This window comes from Streptomyces sp. NPDC093546 (genome assembly GCF_044765045.1).
Taxonomy (GTDB): domain Bacteria; phylum Actinomycetota; class Actinomycetes; order Streptomycetales; family Streptomycetaceae; genus Streptomyces.
This window is the reverse complement of the sequence record NZ_JBIWJG010000026.1, coordinates 6,922-25,517: the sequence shown is the minus strand read 5'-3', so window position 1 is coordinate 25,517 and position 18,596 is coordinate 6,922. Positions and strand designations below refer to the sequence as shown.

General features: G+C 76.5%; 2 protein-coding genes (1 of these 2 running past the window's edge). Both read left to right on the top strand.

The features are described 5' to 3' along the window. Nucleotides 1–8,826 carry the 3' end of a type I polyketide synthase gene (locus ACIRNI_RS31575; RefSeq protein ID WP_403556766.1) on the top strand. It extends 8,952 nt beyond the left edge of the window, so only the last 8,826 of its 17,778 coding nucleotides appear in the window; its start codon lies off the left edge, out of view; the stop codon is at nt 8,824–8,826. Next, a complete protein-coding gene (locus tag ACIRNI_RS31570) occupies nt 8,823–18,596 on the top strand; it encodes a type I polyketide synthase (protein ID WP_403556764.1) in 9,774 nt (3,257 codons plus the stop codon). The genes ACIRNI_RS31575 and ACIRNI_RS31570 overlap by 4 nt, the downstream gene beginning before the upstream one ends.

Sequence of the window (18,596 nt, the reverse complement as noted above, 5' to 3'; positions counted from 1 at the left end):
GCGCCGGGGGACATGGCGACCCCGGAGTACTGGGTGGGTCAGATCCGCGAGCCCGTCCGCTTCGCCGACGCGATCGCCTCCCTCAGCGGCGTACGTACGGCACTGGAGCTGGGCCCCACCGCCGTCCTCTCCGCTTTGGCGGCGGAGCAGGCCGACACCCTGGTTGCCGTACCCGCGCTGCGCGCGGACCGCCCCGAGGTCGACACCATCGTCCGCGCGCTGGCCCGCCTGCACACCCGCGGCGTCCCCGTCGAGTGGGGTCGGTATGTGTCGGGGCCTGGTGTGGGTCTGCCGACGTATGCGTTCCAGCGTGAGCGGTTCTGGCTGGGGTCGGCGGGGGCGGCAGACGCTGTGGTGGCCGCTGGTTCTGGTGGTGGGGATGAGGCGTTCTGGTCGGTGGTGGAGGCTGGTGACAGTCGGGCGCTGGCCGAGGTGTTGCGGTTGGGTGCTGGTGAGGTGGAGGCAGTGTTGCCGGCGCTGGCCGGTTGGCGGCGTGAGCGGGTGGAGCGTTCGCGGGCGGACGGGATGCGGTATCGCGTCGCGTGGCGTGTCGTGGACGACGCGGCCGTTGGTGTGTCGGGGCGTTGGCTTGTGGTGGGTACGGAGGGTGTGCCCGAGGAGTGGGTCGAGGCGTGTGTGGCGGCTTTGGCGGGTGGTGGTGCGGAGCCGTTGGTGGTGGTGCTGGACGACGGTGAGCTGGATCGTTGGGAGCTGGCTGCTCGTCTGACGGAGGAGGATGCGCTCGGGGGTGGTGTGGCGGGGGTGTTGTCGCTGGCGGCGCTGGACTCGCGTGGGGGTGTTGCGGGGGTTCCGGAGGGGCTGCCGGTGTCGGTGGCGTGGTCGCTGGCTTTGGTGCAGGCGCTGGGTGACGCGGAGGTCGACGCGCCGTTGTGGTGCGTGACGTCGGGAGCGGTGTCGACCGGGCGTGCTGACGGTGCGGTGGATCCGGAGCAGTCGCAGGTGTGGGGTCTGGGGCGGGTTGCCGCGTTGGAGTTCCCGCAGCGTTGGGGCGGCCTGGTGGACCTGCCGACGGTCCTGGACGAGCGTGCCGGCATGCGTCTGGCGCGTGCGCTGGCCGGTTCGGAGGACCAGGTCGCCGTCCGCGCCTCAGGCACCTTCACCCGCAGGCTCGTCAGGTCCGCCGCCCCCGCCGGGGCACCGGCCCGATCCTGGCGGCCGGGCGGAACCGTACTCGTCACCGGCGGCACCGGCGGGCTCGGCTCGCGCGTGGCCGGCTCGCTCGCCGAGGCGGGCGCCGAGCACCTGCTGCTGACCAGCAGGCGCGGCCCCGAGGCGCCGGGCGCGGAGGAACTCGCCGCGTCCCTGGAGGCACTGGGTTGCCGCGTGACCGTCGTGGCCTGCGATGTCGCCGATCGCGAGGCGCTGGCCGCGCTACTCGCCGAGCATCCGGTCACCGGTGTCGTCCACGCGGCGGGTGTGGTGGACACGGTGCCGTTGGTGGGCGTCGGTCCGGAGCAGTTCGCGGAGGTGCTGCGGGCGAAGACCCTTGGCGCCCGGCATCTGGACGAACTGGTGCCCGAGGCTGACATGTTCGTTCTGTTCTCGTCGATCGCCGGAGTGTGGGGCAGCGGCGGTCAGTCCGCGTACGCGGCGGCCAACGCCTACCTGGACGGTCTGGCCGAACGGCGCCGGGCCCGTGGGCTGACCGCCACCTCGGTGGCCTGGGGGCCGTGGGCCGAAGCCGGCATGCTCGTCGACGGAGAGGCGGAGGAGCACCTGCGCCGCCGCGGCCTCGTCCCGCTCGACCCGGGTCTCGCCGTGACCGCGCTGGAGCAGGCGGTCACCCATGACCTCGGCTGCCTCACCTTCGCCGACGTCGACTGGCACCGCTTCTCCACCAGCTTCACCGCCGTCCGCCCGGCGCCGCTGTTCGGCGAACTCCCCGAGGCCGCCCGGCGCGAGGCCGAGGTGACGACCACCGCCCAGGGCACCCCGCTCCGCCGGCGCATCGCGGATCTCGGCGCGCAGCAGCGGGAGCGGGTCCTGCTGGCACTCGTACGCGACGAGGCGGCCGCCACCCTGGGCCACAGCGGCAGCGACGCCGTCGCACCGCTGCGCGCCTTCTCCGACCTCGGGTTCGACTCGCTGATGGCGGTGGAACTGCGGGGGCGGCTGAGCGACGCCACCGGCCTGGAACTGCCCGCCACCCTGGTCTTCGACCACCCCACCGCCCAGGACCTCACCGCCCACCTCGTCGGCCTGCTCGCCGCGGACCTCCCGGTGTCGGGTGGGAACGAGGAAGGCACCCTCGACGCCGAGGCCCTTCCCGCGGTCCCGGACGCCCGCGCCTCCCACGACGAGCCGCTGGCCGTCATCGGCATGAGCTGCCGCTTTCCCGGCGGAGTCCACTCGCCCGAGGACCTGTGGGAACTCGTCGCCGGAGGGGTGGACGCGGTCGGCGACTGCCCCGCGGAGCGCGGCTGGCCCCTGCAGCCCGCCGACGGCACCGGCGGTCCCCGCCCCCTCCAGGGCGGATTCCTGGACGACATCGCCTCCTTCGACGCCGGCCTGTTCAACATCTCGCCCCGCGAGGCCGTGATGATGGATCCGCAGCAGCGACTGCTGCTGGAGACGGCCTGGGAGGTCTTCGAGCGCGCCGGCATCGACCCGCTCTCCCTGCGCGGCTCCCGCACTGGGGTCTTCGCGGGTGCCAACAACCACGACTACACCTCTCTGCCCGGCGAGACCCCGGAGGGCGGCGAGGGCTACCTGGCCACCGGCGGTTCGGCCAGCGTGCTGTCCGGCCGGATCTCCTACACCTTCGGCCTCGAGGGCCCGGCCGTCACCGTCGACACCGCCTGCTCGTCCGGCCTGGTCTCCCTGCACCTCGCGGGGCAGGCCCTGCGCCGCGGTGAATGCTCCCTGGCCCTGGCCGGCGGCGTGGTCACCATGTCCACCCCGGGCGTGTTCGCCGAGTTCGGCAAGCAGGACGCGATGGCGGCCGACGGCCGCTGCAAGGCGTTCTCCGACGAGGCCGACGGCACGGGCTGGGCGGAGGGCGCCGGCATCCTCCTGCTGGAGCGCCTCTCGGACGCCCGCCGCAACGGCCGCCGGATCCTCGCGGTCGTCCGCGGTTCCGCCGTCAACCAGGACGGCGCCTCCAACGGCCTCACCGCCCCCAACGGCCCCTCCCAGCAGCGCGTCATCCGCGCCGCCCTCGCCGACGCGGGGCTGGCCCCCTCCGACGTCGACATGGTCGAGGCCCACGGCACCGGCACCCGGCTCGGCGACCCGATCGAAGCCCAGGCGCTGCTGGCCACCTACGGCCAGGGCCGGACGGGCGACGAGCCGCTCTGGCTGGGCTCCATCAAGTCCAACATCGGGCACACGCAGGCCGCTTCCGGCATCGCGGGCGTCATCAAGGGAGCCATGGCGATGCGGGCCGGCCGGCTGCCGCGCACGCTCTTCGCCGACCGGCCCACCACCCAGGTCGACTGGACGGCCGGAAACGTCCGGTTGCTCGCCGAGGAGCGGGCCTGGCCCGAGAAGTCCGGGCCGCGCCGCGTGGGCGTCTCGTCGTTCGGCATGAGCGGCACCAACGCCCACGTGATCCTGGAACAGGCACCCGCCGAAGAGGCCGAAGCCGTAGAAGCCGTACACGAACCCGCCGTGCCTGTGCCCGCCGCGCCCGTGCCCGTCGTACCCGAGCCAGCCGTACCGGCGCCCGTCGCGCCCGCTGCTCGGCCGGTGCCCTGGCTGCTCTCCGCCGACACCCCCGACGGGCTGCGCGACCAGGCCCGTCGGCTCGCCGCCTCCGTACCGGCCGCCCACGCGTCGGACGACCCGCTCGACCTGGCATGGACGCTGGCCACCGCCCGCGCCACCCTCACCGAGCGCGCCGTCGTCCTCGGCCCCGAGGGGCTGGCCGCCCTCGCCGCGGACGGCGAGTCGCCGGAACTGCGCCGTGGCACGGCCCGCCAGAGCGGCGCGCCCGTCTTCGTCTTCCCCGGGCAGGGCGCCCAGTGGAGCGGCATGGCCGCGCGGCTGATCGACACGGAGCCGGTGTTCCGGGCACGGCTGGAGGAGTGCGAGCGCGCGCTCGCCCCGTACCTCGACTTCTCGCCCATCGCGGTGATCCGCGGCGAGGACCCCGTGCACGGAGGCGTGGACCGCGCCGACGTCGTACAGCCGCTGCTGTGGGCGGTGATGGTGTCGCTGGCCGAGCTGTGGCGCGCGTCGGGCGTCGAGCCCGCCGCCGTGATCGGCGCCTCCCAGGGCGAACTGGCCGCCGCCGTCGTGGCGGGGGCCATGGAACTGCCGGACGCCGCGCGCGTCGTCGCCGCCCGCAGCCGGGCCATCGCCGACCAGCTGTCGGGCCGCAGCGGACTGGTGTCCCTGCCCCTGACCGAGGCCGAGGCCGCCGAGCTGCTCGCCACGCTGGCCCAACCGCTGTGGATCGCCGCGCTCAACGGCCCGCGGGCCACCGTGGTCGGCGGCGAGAACGCCGCACTCGCCCACCTGGCCACCGCGTGCGAGCAGCGCGGGGTGCGCGCGCGCCGCGTCGGCATCGACTACGCCTCGCACACGGTGCTGGTCGAGCCCCTCCGCCCGGTCTTCGAGGCGCTGCCCGAGACGCCCGCCGCCCTCGGCGACGTGCCGTTCTACTCGACGGTCACCGGTGCGGCACTGGGCACCACGGACCTGGACTCCGGCTACTGGTACCGCAACCTCCGCGACACCGTACGGCTGGACCAGGCCGTCCGCGCCGCCGTGGCCGACGGCCACACCACCTTCCTGGAGATCAGCCCGCACCCCGTCCTCACCCCGGGCATCACCGAGACCCTCGACGACCTCGACACCCCGGGCGCGGTGCTCACGACCCTGCGCCGGGGTGAGGACGACGTCCGCCGCTGGGCGCTGGCCCTCGCCGAGGCGCACTGCGCGGGCGTCGACGTGGACTGGCCCGGCGTGCTCGGCGGCCCGGCCGGCCGGCGCGTTCTCGACCTGCCCACCTATCCCTTCCAGCGCCGGCGCTACTGGCCGGACATCCGGCCCGCCGCCGATGTCGCCGCCGCCGGGCTGTCCGGCGTACGTCACCCGCTGCTCGGCGCGGCCGCACCACTGGCCGGCGGCGGCACGCTGTGGACGGGCAGGCTGTCGACGGCCACCCACCCCTGGCTCGCCGACCACACGATCGGGGACACGGTGCTGCTGCCCGGCACCGCCTTCGTGGAACTGGCCCTGCACGCGGGCCTCGACGGCCTGGACGAACTCACCCTCCAGGCACCCCTGGTGATCCCCGTCGGCGCGGGTGTGACGCTCCAGATGCTCGTGGGGGAGACCGCCGCGGACGGCCGCCGGCCCGTCACCGTCTCCGCCCGTCCGGAGACGGCGGACGACACGGACGACGCGGGCGGGTCGGGCGGGTCGGGCGCGGCGTGGACCACGCACGCCACCGGCTTCCTCGCCGCCACCGGCTCCGCGGACGGTGCGCCCGAGACCGGCATGCCGTCTTCGTGGCCGCCCGCCGGAGCCGTACCGGTTCCCGTCGACGGCTGCTACGAGGCCCTCGCCACCGCCGGCTACGCCTACGGGCCGGTCTTCCAGGGGCTGAAGGCGCTCTGGCGCGCCGGGGACGACCTCTGCGCGGACGTCGCGCTCCCCGACGGGGCGCGTGCGGACGCCGCGCGCTTCGGGCTGCACCCCGCGCTCTTGGACGCCGCCCTGCACGCGGCGGGGGTCGGCGGACTGCTCGCGCGGACCGGGCTGCTCCCGTTCGCCTGGGAGGGCGTCCGGCTGCATGCGATGGGCGCCGACACCCTGCGGGTGCGGCTCTCGCCGGCGGGCCGGGACGCCGTCTCGCTCGTGGCGGCCGACACCGCCGGGAACCCCGTCGCCGAGGTCGCCTCCCTCACTCTGCGGCCGGTCGGCGCCGACGCGCTGCGCCGGGCGGCCCGCGCCGCGGACCTCGACGTACTCCACCGTGTGGACTGGGTGCCCACCGCGGAGGGACCGGCCCTCCCGCTGGTCCTCGTCGGCCCGCCGCCCGCCGCCCTCGCGGGGCTCGCGGCGACCCGGTACGACGACCTGGACGCGCTCGGCGCCGCTCTCGACGCGGGGGAGCGGCTGCCGGAGGCCGTCCTGTGGTGCGGCTCCCGGCCGGGCGGCGAGCAGGACGGCCACGCGGCCGACCCGACCGCCCTGCACGCCGCCGACCCGGCCTCCCTGCACGCCGCCGTCCACGAGGCGCTCGACGCCGCCCAGACCTGGCTGGCCGACGCGCGCTTCGCCGGATCCCGGCTCGCCGTGCTGACGGCGCGCGCGGTCGCCGTCGGTGCGGGCGAGGGCGTCCCCGACCTCGCGGGCGCCGCCGTGCACGGCCTGCTGCGTTCCGCGCAGAGCGAGCACCCGGACCACTTCGCCCTGATCGACGTGGACGGCCACCCCGACTCGGCCGCCGCCCTGCCCGCGGCGCTCGGCTCCACGGAGCCGCAGCTCGCGATCCGGACGGGCGCCCTGCTCGCGCCCCGCCTGACCCGCGGCACCGGCCCGGCCCCTGCCGGGGAGCCGGTGCCCGGCACCCGCCTCGACACCACCGGCGAAGGCACCCTGGAGAACCTGGCGTTCGTGCCCGCCCCCGAGGCCCTCGCCGACCTCGGCCCCACCCAGGTCCGGGTCGCGATGCGCGCCGCGGGCGTCAACTTCCGTGACGTGGTGATGGCCCTCGGCATGGTCCCCGGCCAGCGAGGCATGGGCACCGAGGGCGCCGGCGTGGTCCTGGAGACGGGCGCCGAGGTCACCGACCTCGCCCCAGGCGACCGCGTCTTCGGCCTGTTCGCCGGGGCCTTCGGGCCCACCGCGGTCACCGACCGGCGCGTGCTGGCGCGCATGCGGCCGGAGTGGACCTACGCCGAGGCGGCCTCCGTGCCCACCCCCTTCCTCACGGCCTATTACGGGCTGGTGGACGTCGCCGGCGTCACCGCGGGCGAGACCGTCCTCGTCCACGCGGCGGCGGGCGGCGTCGGCATGGCCGCCGTGCAGCTCGCCCGCCACCTCGGCCTGGAGATCCACGGCACCGCCTCCCCCGGCAAGTGGCGGGCCACCGGCCTGCCCGACGAGCGGCTGTCCTCCTCCCGGACCACGGACTTCGAGGACCGGGTGCGCGAAGCCACCGGCGGCCGCGGCGTGGACGTGGTGCTGAACTCGCTGGAAGGCCCCTTCATCGACGCATCGCTCCGTTTGCTCGCCCCCGGCGGCCGGTTCGTCGAGATGGGCAAGACCGACATCCGGCGCCGCGAGCAGGTCGCCGCCGCCCACCCGGGCACCCACTACGACGTGTTCGACCTCATGAGCACCGACCGGGCCCGGATCGCGGAGATCTTCACCGAGATCATCGGCCTGTTCGAGCAGGGCGTCCTGGAACTCCTGCCGCTCACCGCCTGGGACCTCCGCGACGCCGCCGAGGCGTTCCGTTTCATGGGCCGCGGCCGGCACATCGGCAAGAACGTCCTCACCCTGCCCGCCGCCCCCGACCCGGACGGCACGGTCCTGATCACCGGCGGCACCGGAGCGCTGGCGGGCCTGCTCGCCCGCCACCTGGTCACCGAGCACGGCGTGCGGCACCTGGTGCTGGCCGGCCGCAGCGGCCCGGCCGCCCCCGGCGCGGACCGGCTCGCCGCCGACCTCGCCGAGGCCGGGGCCGCCGTACGGATCGAGGCGTGCGACGTCGCCGACCGCGACGCGCTCACCGCCCTGCTCGCCGGCCTCGACCGCCCGCTCACCGGCGTCGTCCACGCCGCCGGGATCCTCGACGACGGGGTGCTCGACGCGCTCACACCGCAGCGGGCCGACCGGGTTCTCGCCCCCAAGGCGGACGCGGCCCTGCTCCTCGACGAGCTGACGGCCCATCAGGACCTGGCGTTCTTCGTACTGTTCTCGTCGGCCGCCGCGACCTTCGGGTCCGCCGGGCAGGCGAGCTACGCCGCCGCCAACGCCGTGCTGGACGCCCTGGCCCACCGCCGCCGGGTCCGCGGACTGGCCGGCCAGTCCCTGGCCTGGGGCCTGTGGGACACCGAGGACGGCATGGCGGGCGGCCTCGGCCGCCGCGAGCGCGACCGGGCGGCCACGGCCGGCGTGATCGGTGCCGAACAGGGCATGGCGCTGTTCGACGCCGCCCGCACCCTGCCGCACGCCCATCTGGTGCCCGTCGCCCTCGACCTCGCACGGCTGCGCGAAGAGGCGAAGCGGCAGCCGGTGCCCGCGCTGCTGCGCGGTCTGGTCCGCGCCCCCGTCGAGCGCACCCGGGCCGGTGCCGCGGCCCCCCGCGACCTGGCCGCCGACCTCGCCCGGCTCCCCGAGCCCGAGCAGCGGCGCACCGTCCTCGACCTCGTACGCGCGCACGCCGCCGCCGTCCTCGGCTACGACGGCCCCGACGCCATCGCCGCCGAACACGCCTTCACCAAGCTCGGCTTCGACTCGCTCGCCGCGGTGGAACTGCGCAACCGGCTCACCAAGGCGACCACGCTGCGGCTGCCCGCCGGCCTGGTCTTCGACCACCCCACGCCCGCCGCGCTCGCCGCGTACCTGTGGACCGAACTGGCCGGGTCCACCGACCCGGCGCAGGCCGACACGGCCGCCGTACTGGCCGGACTGGACCGGCTGGAAGCCGCCGTCGGCCGGCTCACCGCGGCCGCGGCCGGGGCCGGCAGCCCGGCCGTCGCCGACCGGCTGCGCGCGCTGCTGGCCCGGGTGACCGAGGGCGAGCCGGACCCGGCAGGTGTGAAGACCGCCGTCGCCGACCGGCTCGAGGACGCCTCCGCGTCCGACGTCTTCGACTTCATCGACAAGGAGCTGGGACTGTCGTGAACCCCCGCCCGACGGCCGACCGCACCGAACCCGCGCAGGGACCGGGCATGGCGGACGAACAGAAACTGCTCCAGTACCTCAAGCGCGTCACGGCCGACCTCGCCGAGACGCGCAAACGCCTCGCCGAGGCGGAGGGCCGGGAGCGCGAGCCCCTCGCCGTCGTCGGCATGGCCTGCCGCTACCCGGGCGGCGCCGACGACCCCGAAGGCCTGTGGGAACTCGTCCGCGAGGGCCGGGACGCCATCGGCGTCCTGCCCGCCGCGCGCGGCTGGGGCGTGGCCGGCGGACCCGACGCGCTGCCCGCCCTCAAGGGCGGCTTCATCGACGACGCGGACCGCTTCGACGCCGCGCTGTTCGGCATCAGCCCCCGCGAGGCGCTCACCATGGACCCCCAGCAGCGCGTGCTGCTGGAGACCGTGTGGCAGGCGCTGGAGCGGGCGGGCATCCCGCCGCTCTCCCTGCGCGCCACCCGTACCGGGGTGTTCGTCGGCGCCGGGTCCTCCGGCTACGGCGGGGGATCCCGGCCGCCCGAGGGCTCCGAGGGCCACCTGATGACCGGCATGGCGGGCAGCGTCCTGTCCGGCCGGATCTCCTACACCTTCGGCCTCGAAGGCCCGTCGGTCACCGTCGACACCGCCTGCTCCTCGTCCCTCGTCGCCGTCCACCAGGCGGCCCGCGCCCTGCACGGCGGCGAGTGCGACCTCGCCCTCGCCGCCGGTGTCGCGGTCCTCGCCGACCTCGGCATGTTCGGCGAGTTCGGGCGGCACGGCGGCCTCGCCCCCGACGGCCGCTGCAAGTCGTTCGGCGCGGGCGCCGACGGCACCGGCTGGTCCGAGGGAGCGGGCGTCGTCCTGCTGGAGCGGCTCTCCGACGCGCGGGCCAACGGCCACCACGTCCACGCCGTCCTGTGCGGATCCGCCGTCAACTCCGACGGCGCCACCAACGGCCTGACCGCCCCCAACGGCCGCGCCCAGCGCGCCGTGATCCGCGCCGCGCTCGCCGACGCCCGGCTGCTGCCCTCCGAGGTGGACGCCGTCGAGGCGCACGGCACCGGCACCCGGCTCGGCGACCCGATCGAGGCGGAGGCGCTGCTCGGCACGTACGGACAGGGCCGGGAGGAGCCGCTCTGGCTCGGCTCGGTGAAGTCGAACATCGGCCACGCGCAGGCCGCCGCGGGCATGGCGGGGCTGATCAAGATGGTCGAGGCGCTGCGCCACGGCGTGCTGCCCCGCACCCTGCACGCCGGAGAACCGTCACCCCACATCGACTGGTCGGCCGGCGCCGTACGGCTGCTGGACGAGGAACGGCCGTGGGTCCCGGCGGGCCGGCCGCGCCGCGCCGGCATCTCGTCGTTCGGGCTGAGCGGCACCAACGCCCACGTCATCGTCGGCGAGGTGCCCGACCCTGTCGCCGCCGTGCCCGCCGCCTCCCCGGCAGCCACCCCCGCCGTGGTGCCCTGCCCGGTCTCCGGCCGCACGGCCGAGGCGCTCGCCGAGCAGGCGCGGCGGCTCGCCGCCGGTCTCGACGCACGGCCGGACCTGGGCCTGCTGGACATCGGCCGCACGCTCGCCACCACCCGCTCACCGCTGGATCACCGCGCCGTCGTCCTGGCCGGCGACCGGGCGGACCTCGCCGCAGGCCTCGCCGCACTGGCCGCGGGCCGCACCCCGGCGGGCCTCGTCCGCGGCGAGGCCACCGGGGACGCCGGCCTGGTGTTCCTCTTCACCGGCCAGGGCTCCCAGCGCACCGGGATGGGCCGCGAACTCCACGCCGCCTTCCCGGTGTTCGCCGACGCCTTCGACGCGGTCTGCGCCCGCCTGGACACCGGGACGGGCCCCGGCCTGCGAGAACTCGTCTTCGGCGGCGGTGGTGACGGCGACGGTGACATCGAGGATGGTGGCGCGCTCGACCGCACGGTCCACGCCCAGGCCGGGCTCTTCGCGCTCGAGGTGGCGCTGTTCCGGCTGCTGGAGTCCTGGGGGACCGCCCCCGACCACCTCGTCGGCCACTCCGTCGGGGAACTGGCCGCCGCCCACGTCGCCGGAGTGCTCTCCCTCGACGACGCCTGCACGCTCGTCGCGGCCCGCGGCCGGCTCATGCAGGCGCTGCCCGACGGCGGCGCGATGCTGGCGGTGCAGACCGCCGAGGCCGCGCTGGAACTGCCCGACGGGGTGGACCTCGCCGCCGTGAACGGACCCGCCTCGGTGACGGTCTCGGGCGACGCGGACGCGATCGCCGTACTGGAGCGGCGGCTGCGGTCGCGGGGCGTTCGGGCCAAGCGGCTCGCGGTCTCCCACGCGTTCCACTCCCACCTGATGGAACCGATGCTCGACGACTTCGCGGCCGTCGCCCGGTCGTTGACGTACCGCCCGCCGACGCTGCCGGTCGTCTCCACACTGACCGGCGGACCCGTGAACGCCGACACCCTGTGCGACCCGCGCTACTGGGTCCGTCAGGTCCGCGAGACCGTACGGTTCGCCGACGCGGTGTCCTGGGCCCATGGCCACGGCGCCGGCGTCTTCCTGGAGCTGGGCCCCGGCGGCACCCTCGCCGCCGCCGCCCGCGACAGCCTGCCGGCGGGTGCGCAGCCGGTAGGCCCGACGGTGGCCGCCGCGCTCCGCCCCGGACGCCCCGAACCGGAGACCCTGCTCACCGCACTCGCCGCCGCCCACACGGCGGGCGCCGCCGTCGACTGGCGGGCCGTCTTCGACTGTTGGGGCGGGCGGTGGGTGCCGCTGCCCACCTACGCCTTCCACCGCGACCGCTACTGGGTGGAGCCCGGCAGCGCCCGCCCCGCCGACCCGGCCCCCACCACCGCCGATCCGGTCGCCACCGCCGACCCCGCCGCGGAGCGATTCTGGGACGCCGTCGAGCGGGCCGACGCCGGCCTGCTCGCCGAGACGGTGGGCCTGCCCGACCCGGCCGCCGTCGCACCACTGCTGCCCGCCCTCACCCGCTGGTGGCACGAACACCACAACCGCGCCCGTGCCGACTTGCTGCGCCACCGAGTGACCTGGCGGCCCCTCACCGGCCTCACCCCGACCACGGCCGGCGGCCACTGGCTGGCCGTGCTGCCCGCCGACCGCGGCCACGACCCCTTGGTGACCGCCGTACCGGCCGCGCTGCGCGACGGAGGAGCCCAGGTCACCGAACTGCCCGTCGACCTCCTCACCCACGTCGACCGCGGGCGACTCGCCGAGCTCCTGAAGGAGTCCGCCTCCGACCACCCGTACACCGGCATCGTGTCGCTGCTCGGCCTGGACGACACCCCGTCCGCCGAACACCCGGCGCTCTCCGGGGGCCTGGCCGGGACCGTGCTCCTCACCCAGGCCGCCGGAGACGCCGGGATCGACGCGCCGCTGTGGGCGCTGACCCGCGGCGCCGTCGCCGTCGGCCCCGCCGAGCAGGTCGGCAGCCCGCGCCAGGCCGCGCTGTGGGGCTTCGGACGAGTCGCGGCCCTCGAACACCCCGACCGCTGGGGCGGACTGATCGACCTGCCCGACACCCTCGACGCGACGTCGTCCGCCCTGCTGGTGACCCTCCTCACCGGCACGACGGGCGAGGACCAGACCGCCCTGCGCCCCTCGGGCGCCTTCGCCCGGCGCGTCACACCCGCCCCGGCCGCCGACCCGGACGGCACCGGCCCGGCCGGCACCTGGCACCCGGACGGCACCGTTCTCGTCACCGGCGGCACCGGCGCGCTCGGCGTCCGCACGGCACGGCTCCTCGCCGAACGGGGCGCCGGCCACGTGGTGCTGGCCGGACGCCGCGGCCCGGACGCGCCGGGCATGGCCGACCTCGCCGCCGAACTCGCGCCCGCCACCCGCGTCACCGCGGTCGCCTGCGACGTCACCGACCGTACGGCGATGGCGGCGCTCCTCGCCGAGCACGACGTGCGCGCGGTCGTGCACGCCGCCGGCGTGACCGGCACCGAGGCACTGGAGAGCACGAGCCTCGACGCGTTCGCCGGCGTACTCGACGCCAAGGTGCGCGGTGCCGAGGTGCTCGACGCACTCCTCTCCGACGCCACGCGTGTCGAACGCTTCGTGCTCTTCTCCTCCGTCGCCGGTGTCTGGGGCAGTGGCGGGCAGAGCGCGTACGCCGCCGCCAACGCCCACCTCGACGCGCTGGCCGAGCGCCGCCGCGCCGCCGGGCTGCCCGCCACCTCCGTCGCCTGGGGCCCCTGGGACGAGGCCGGCATGGCCGCGAGCGACGACGTCCGCGCGCACCTCGCCCGGCGCGGCCTTCCCCCCATGGAGCCCGCGGTGGCCACCGCCGCGCTGGCCGCCGCCCTCGACCGCGACGAGACCGCCCTGATCGTCGCCGACGTCGACTGGCGGCGCTTCACCTCCGCCTTCCAGGTCTCCCGGCCCACCCGCCTCTTCGGCGAGATCCCGGAGGCCGCCGAGACGCTGGCCGTCCCCGCCGTCCCCGCCGTCTCCGCCAGCGACTTCGCGGCGATACGCGCCGGCTGGGCCCGGACGCTGGCCGAGCTGCCCGTGCGCGACCGCTCCGCCCCGCTGACCGAGCTGGTCCGCGAGGAGACCGCCGCCGTGCTCGGACACCCGTCCGTCGACCCGGTCGGCGTCCGTACGCCCTTCCGCGACCTGGGCGTGGACTCGCTCACCGCCGTCGAGCTGCGCGACCGGCTGGCCGCACGCACCGGCCTGGCCCTCCCCGCGGGCCTGGTCTTCGACCACTCCCGGCCCGGCACGCTCGGCGAGCACCTCGCCGCCCGGCTGGGCGGGGACGCCCCGACGCCGTCGGTCCCCGCGACACGGGCCCCGGCGGCCACAGACGACCCCGTCGCCGTGGTCGGCATCGGCTGCCGCTTCCCCGGCGGCGTACGGACCCCGGAGGACTTCTGGCAGCTGATCGCCCGGGGCGAGGACGCCGTCACCCCCTTCCCCACCGACCGCGGCTGGGACCTCGGGGCGCTCCTCGGCGCGGCGGGCGACGCCCCCGCGGGCGGCTTCGGCACCTTCATCGACGACGTGGCGGGTTTCGACGCCGGCATGTTCGGCATCTCGCCGCGCGAGGCGCTGGCGATGGACCCGCAGCAGCGGCTGCTCCTGGAGACCGCGTGGGAGGCCGCCGAACGGGCCGGGGTCGCCCCGGGGTCCTTGCACGGCAGCGACACCGGTGTCTTCGTCGGCAGCAACGGCCAGGACTACGGCTACCTGCTGCTCGGCTCGGGCGAGAACGTCGAGGGCCACCTGACCGCGGGCGTCACCGGCGCGGTGCTGTCCGGCCGGCTCTCCTACACCCTCGGTCTGGAAGGCCCCGCGGTGACCGTCGACACGGCCTGCTCCTCCGGCCTGGTCGCCGTCCACCTGGCCCTGCGCGCCCTGCGCGACGGCGAATGCTCCCTGGCCCTGGCCGGCGGCGTGTCGGTGATGACCACCCCCGGCCCGTTCACGGAGTTCGGCACCCTCGGGGGCCTCGCCCCCGAAGGCCGCTGCAAGTCGTTCGCCGACAGCGCCGACGGCACCGGATGGGGTGAAGGCGCCGCCATGCTGCTGCTGGAACGCCTCTCCGACGCACGCCGCAACGGCCACCCGGTCCTCGCCGTGCTGCGCGGCAGCGCCATCAACCAGGACGGCGCCTCCAACGGGCTGTCCGCGCCCAGCGGCCCCGCCCAGCAGCGGGTGATCCGCGCCGCGCTCGCCACCGCCGGCCTCGCCCCCACCGACGTGGACGCCGTCGAGGCACACGGCACCGGCACCGCCCTCGGCGACCCGATCGAGGCGGAGGCACTGCTCGCCACCTACGGACAGGGCCGCGCCGAGCCCCTGTGGACCGGCAGCGTGAAGTCCAACATCGGCCACACCCAGGCCGCCGCCGGCATCGCGGGCATCATCAAGATGACCCTGGCGATGCGCCACGGACTGCTGCCCCGCACCCTGCACGTGGACCGGCCGACCACCAAAGTCGACTGGTCCGCCGGGGACATCGCGCTCCTCACCGAGGCCCGCCCCTGGCCCGACACCGGCAGGCCCCGGCGCGCGGGCGTCTCCTCCTTCGGCGTCAGCGGCACCAACGCCCACGTCGTCCTGGAGGCCCCCGCCCCGGAGGACACCGGCCTCGACGCCGCCCCGGAGGACACCGGCCTCGACGCCGCCCCGGAGGACACCGGCTTCGAAGCCGCGCCCGTCACCCGCACCGGCGCAGCACTCCCGCTGGTGCTCTCCGCCCGCACCCCCAAGGCCCTGCGCGCCCAGGCCGCCGCCCTGCACGCCCGCCTGCACGCCCATCCGGCCGACTGGCCGGAGAGCGGCGGCGCACCGAGGACGGCCGAGGACGGCGAGGCCGCACTCGCCGACACCGCGTTCACCCTGGCCACCGCCCGCACCCCCATGGAGCACCGCGCCGTGGTCGTCGGCACCGAGCGGCACCACCTCCTCGACGCCCTCGCGGCCATGGCCGCCGACCGGCCCCACCCGGCCGCCGTCACCGGCCGCGACACCACCCCGAAGGTGGCGTTCGTCTTCCCCGGACAGGGCACGCAGTGGGAGGGCATGGCGGCCGAACTGCTCGACGAGTCGCCGGTGTTCGCGGCACGGTTCGAGGAGTGCGCGCACGCGCTCGCCCCGCACGTCGACTTCGTGCCCGCCGACGTACTCCGCCGCCGCCCCGGCGCCCCCGGCCTGGAGCGCGTGGACGTCGTCCAGCCGCTGCTGTGGGCGGTGATGGTGTCGCTCGCCGAGGTGTGGCGGAGGCACGGCGTCACCCCGTCCGCGGTCATCGGCCACAGCCAGGGCGAGATCGCCGCAGCCGTCGTCGCGGGCGCGCTGTCCCTGGCCGACGGCGCCGCCCTGGTGGCCCTGCGGGCCAAGGCGCTCACCCAGGTCGCCGGCCAGGGCCGGATGCTGGCGGTGGCGCTGCCCGCCGACCGCGCCGAGGAACGCCTGACCCCTTACGCCGGCCGGATATCCCTCGCCCTGGTCAACGGGCCCCGCTCGGCCGTGGTCTCCGGCGAGCCGGGCGCCCTGGCGGAGCTGGAGGCCCGGCTCGCCGCCGACGGCGTACGGTGCCAGTGGCTGCCCTTCGACTACGCCGCGCACTCCGCGCAGATGGAGGCCGTCCGCACCACCGTCACCGGCGCGCTGGCCGCCGTGGCCAACACCCCGCGCACCTCCGAGGTGCCCTTCTACTCGTCGCTCACCGGCGACCGCTTCGACACCGCGGGCGCCGACGCCGCGTACTGGTTCACCGGTCTGCGTGAGACCGCCCGCTTCGACCGGGCCACCACCGCCGCGCTCCGCGACGGACACACCCTCCTGATCGAGGTCGGCCCGCACCCGGTGCTCACCGCCGCCATCCAGGAGACCGCCGCCGAGTCGGGCCGCACCGTCACCGCCCTGGGCACCCTGCACCGGGGCCGAGGCGGCCGCGAGCGGCTGCTGACCAGCCTGGCCGAGGCCCACGTCCTGGGCGCGCCGGTGGACTGGCGTACGGCACTGGAGCCCTGGCCCCGCGCCCGCCTCACCGACCTGCCCACCTACCCCTTCCAGCGCACCCGTTACTGGCCCAAGGCACGCGGCGCCGACCAGGCCACCGCGCCGGCGGCCACCGCCTCACCGGCCGAGTCCCGCTTCTGGGCGGCCGTCGACGACGGGGACGCCGAGGCCGTGGCCGCCACCGCGGGCCTGGACACGGCAGACCTCGCACCCCTGCTGCCCGCCCTCTCGGCCTGGCACCGCGACACCCGCGAACAGGAGACCGTCGCCGCCTGGCGCTACCGCGTCACCTGGAACGCCCTGGAGGAACAGCCCGCGCCCTCCTGCTCCGGGCGCTGGCTGCTGGTGGCCCCCGACTCCGCCGCCACCACGGCCGAAGCCTGCCGCACCGCCCTCACCGAACGGCACGGCGAGACCGACGTCCTCCTCGTCGACCCCGCCGGCACCGACGCGGCCGAACTCGCGGACCTGCTCCGCGACCACGTCGCCCCCGGCGAACGGCTGCGCGGCGTGGTCTCCCTGCTCGCCCTGGACGAGGCACCCTGCCCCGGCCACCCGGCCCTCACCGCCGGACTGGCCGCGACCCTCCACCTGCTGCACGCCGCCCTCGACACCGATCCCGGCCCGCTGTGGACGCTCACCGCGGGCGCCGTCGGCACCGGCGACGACGAGGCGCCCGTCAGCCCCGACCAGGCCGCTGCCTGGGGCCTCGGCAGGGTGGCCGCCCTGGAACACCCCGGCCACTGGGGCGGGCTGATCGACCTGCCCGCCCACGGCCCGGACGGCGACCCGCGCCTGGGCGCCCGGCTCGCGGCCGCCCTGACCCGCACGGACGGCGAGGACCAGATGGCCCTCCGCGCCCGCGGCACCTACGGACGGCGGCTGCGGCACGCCGAGACCGCCCCCGCACGCCCCGGCACCGGATGGCGGCCCACGGGCACCGCCCTGATCACCGGAGGCACCGGAGCCATCGGCGGCCATGTCGCCCGCTGGCTGGCCGCCGAGGGAGCCGAACACCTCGTGCTGCTCAGCCGGCGCGGCCCCGACGCCCCCGGCGCCCGCGACCTCACCGCCGAACTCACCGCGCTCGGCGCCCGCGTCACCGTCCGCGCCTGCGACCTCCAGGACCGCGCCGAGGTCGCCCGCACCCTCGCGGAGCTGGCCGCCGACGGCGTCACCGTCCGGACCGTCATGCACACGGCCGGCCTGGGGGAGCTCGCCCCCCTCGCCGACACCGGCGTCGCGGACCTGGCCCGCCTCATGGGCGGCAAGGCGGCCGGCGCCCGGCACCTCGACGAACTGCTCGACCCGGCGGCCCTCGACGCCGTCGTCCACTTCTCGTCCGTCTCCGCGGTCTGGGGCGTCGGAAGCCACGGGGCGTACGCCGCCGCGAACGCCTACCTCGACACGCTCGCCGAACTCCGCGGCCACCAGGGCGCTCCCGTCCGCTCCGTCGCCTGGGGCCCGTGGGACGGCGGCGGCATGGTCGAGGCCGGCGCCGCCGCACTGATGGCGCGCCGCGGCATCCCCCTGCTGCGGCCCGGCCCCGCCATGGTCGCGCTGCGCCAGGCGCTGGACGCGCGCGAACCGGCGGTGGCCGCCGCCGAGGTGGACTGGGCGAGTTTCGCGCCCTCCTTCACCGCGCTGCGCCCCAGCCCGCTGCTGGCCGACCTGCCCGAGGTACGCGCGCTGTCGGCCGACCGGCCGGGCGAGGATGCGACCGGCGGCGCGGCCGAGGCGGAGGAAGGGCTGCGTGCCCGGCTGGCCACGCTGTCCGCCGTGGAACGCGGGCGCGCCGTGGTGGAGCTGGTGCGGACGCACGCCGCCGTCGCACTCGGCCACACCGGGGCCGAGGAGATCGAGCCCGAACGCACCTTCCGCGACCTCGGCATCGACTCGCTCACCGCCGTCGCCCTGCGCGACCGGCTGACCGCCGCGACCGGACTGGCCCTGCCCGCCACGCTCGTCTTCGACCAGCCGACACCCGTCGCGCTGGCGGAGCACCTGGGCGACCTGCTCCTGCCGGAAGCACCGGAGGACGCCGACGCCCTGCCGTCGGCGGACGAACTCGACCGGCTGGAAACGGCGCTCGCCCACCGCGCCGACGACGACCTCGACCGGGTTCGGATCGTGATGCGACTGGAGTCGCTGCTGTCCCGCACCCGCAACGCGTCCGCTGCCGCCCCGTCCGCCGATGCCACCGGCGACGGAGACGGATCCGTCGAGGCGGCCGCACTGGCCGACCGGCTCGGCAACGCCACGAACGACGAACTGTTCGCCCTGGTGGAGAGGGACCTGGGACTCAAGTGA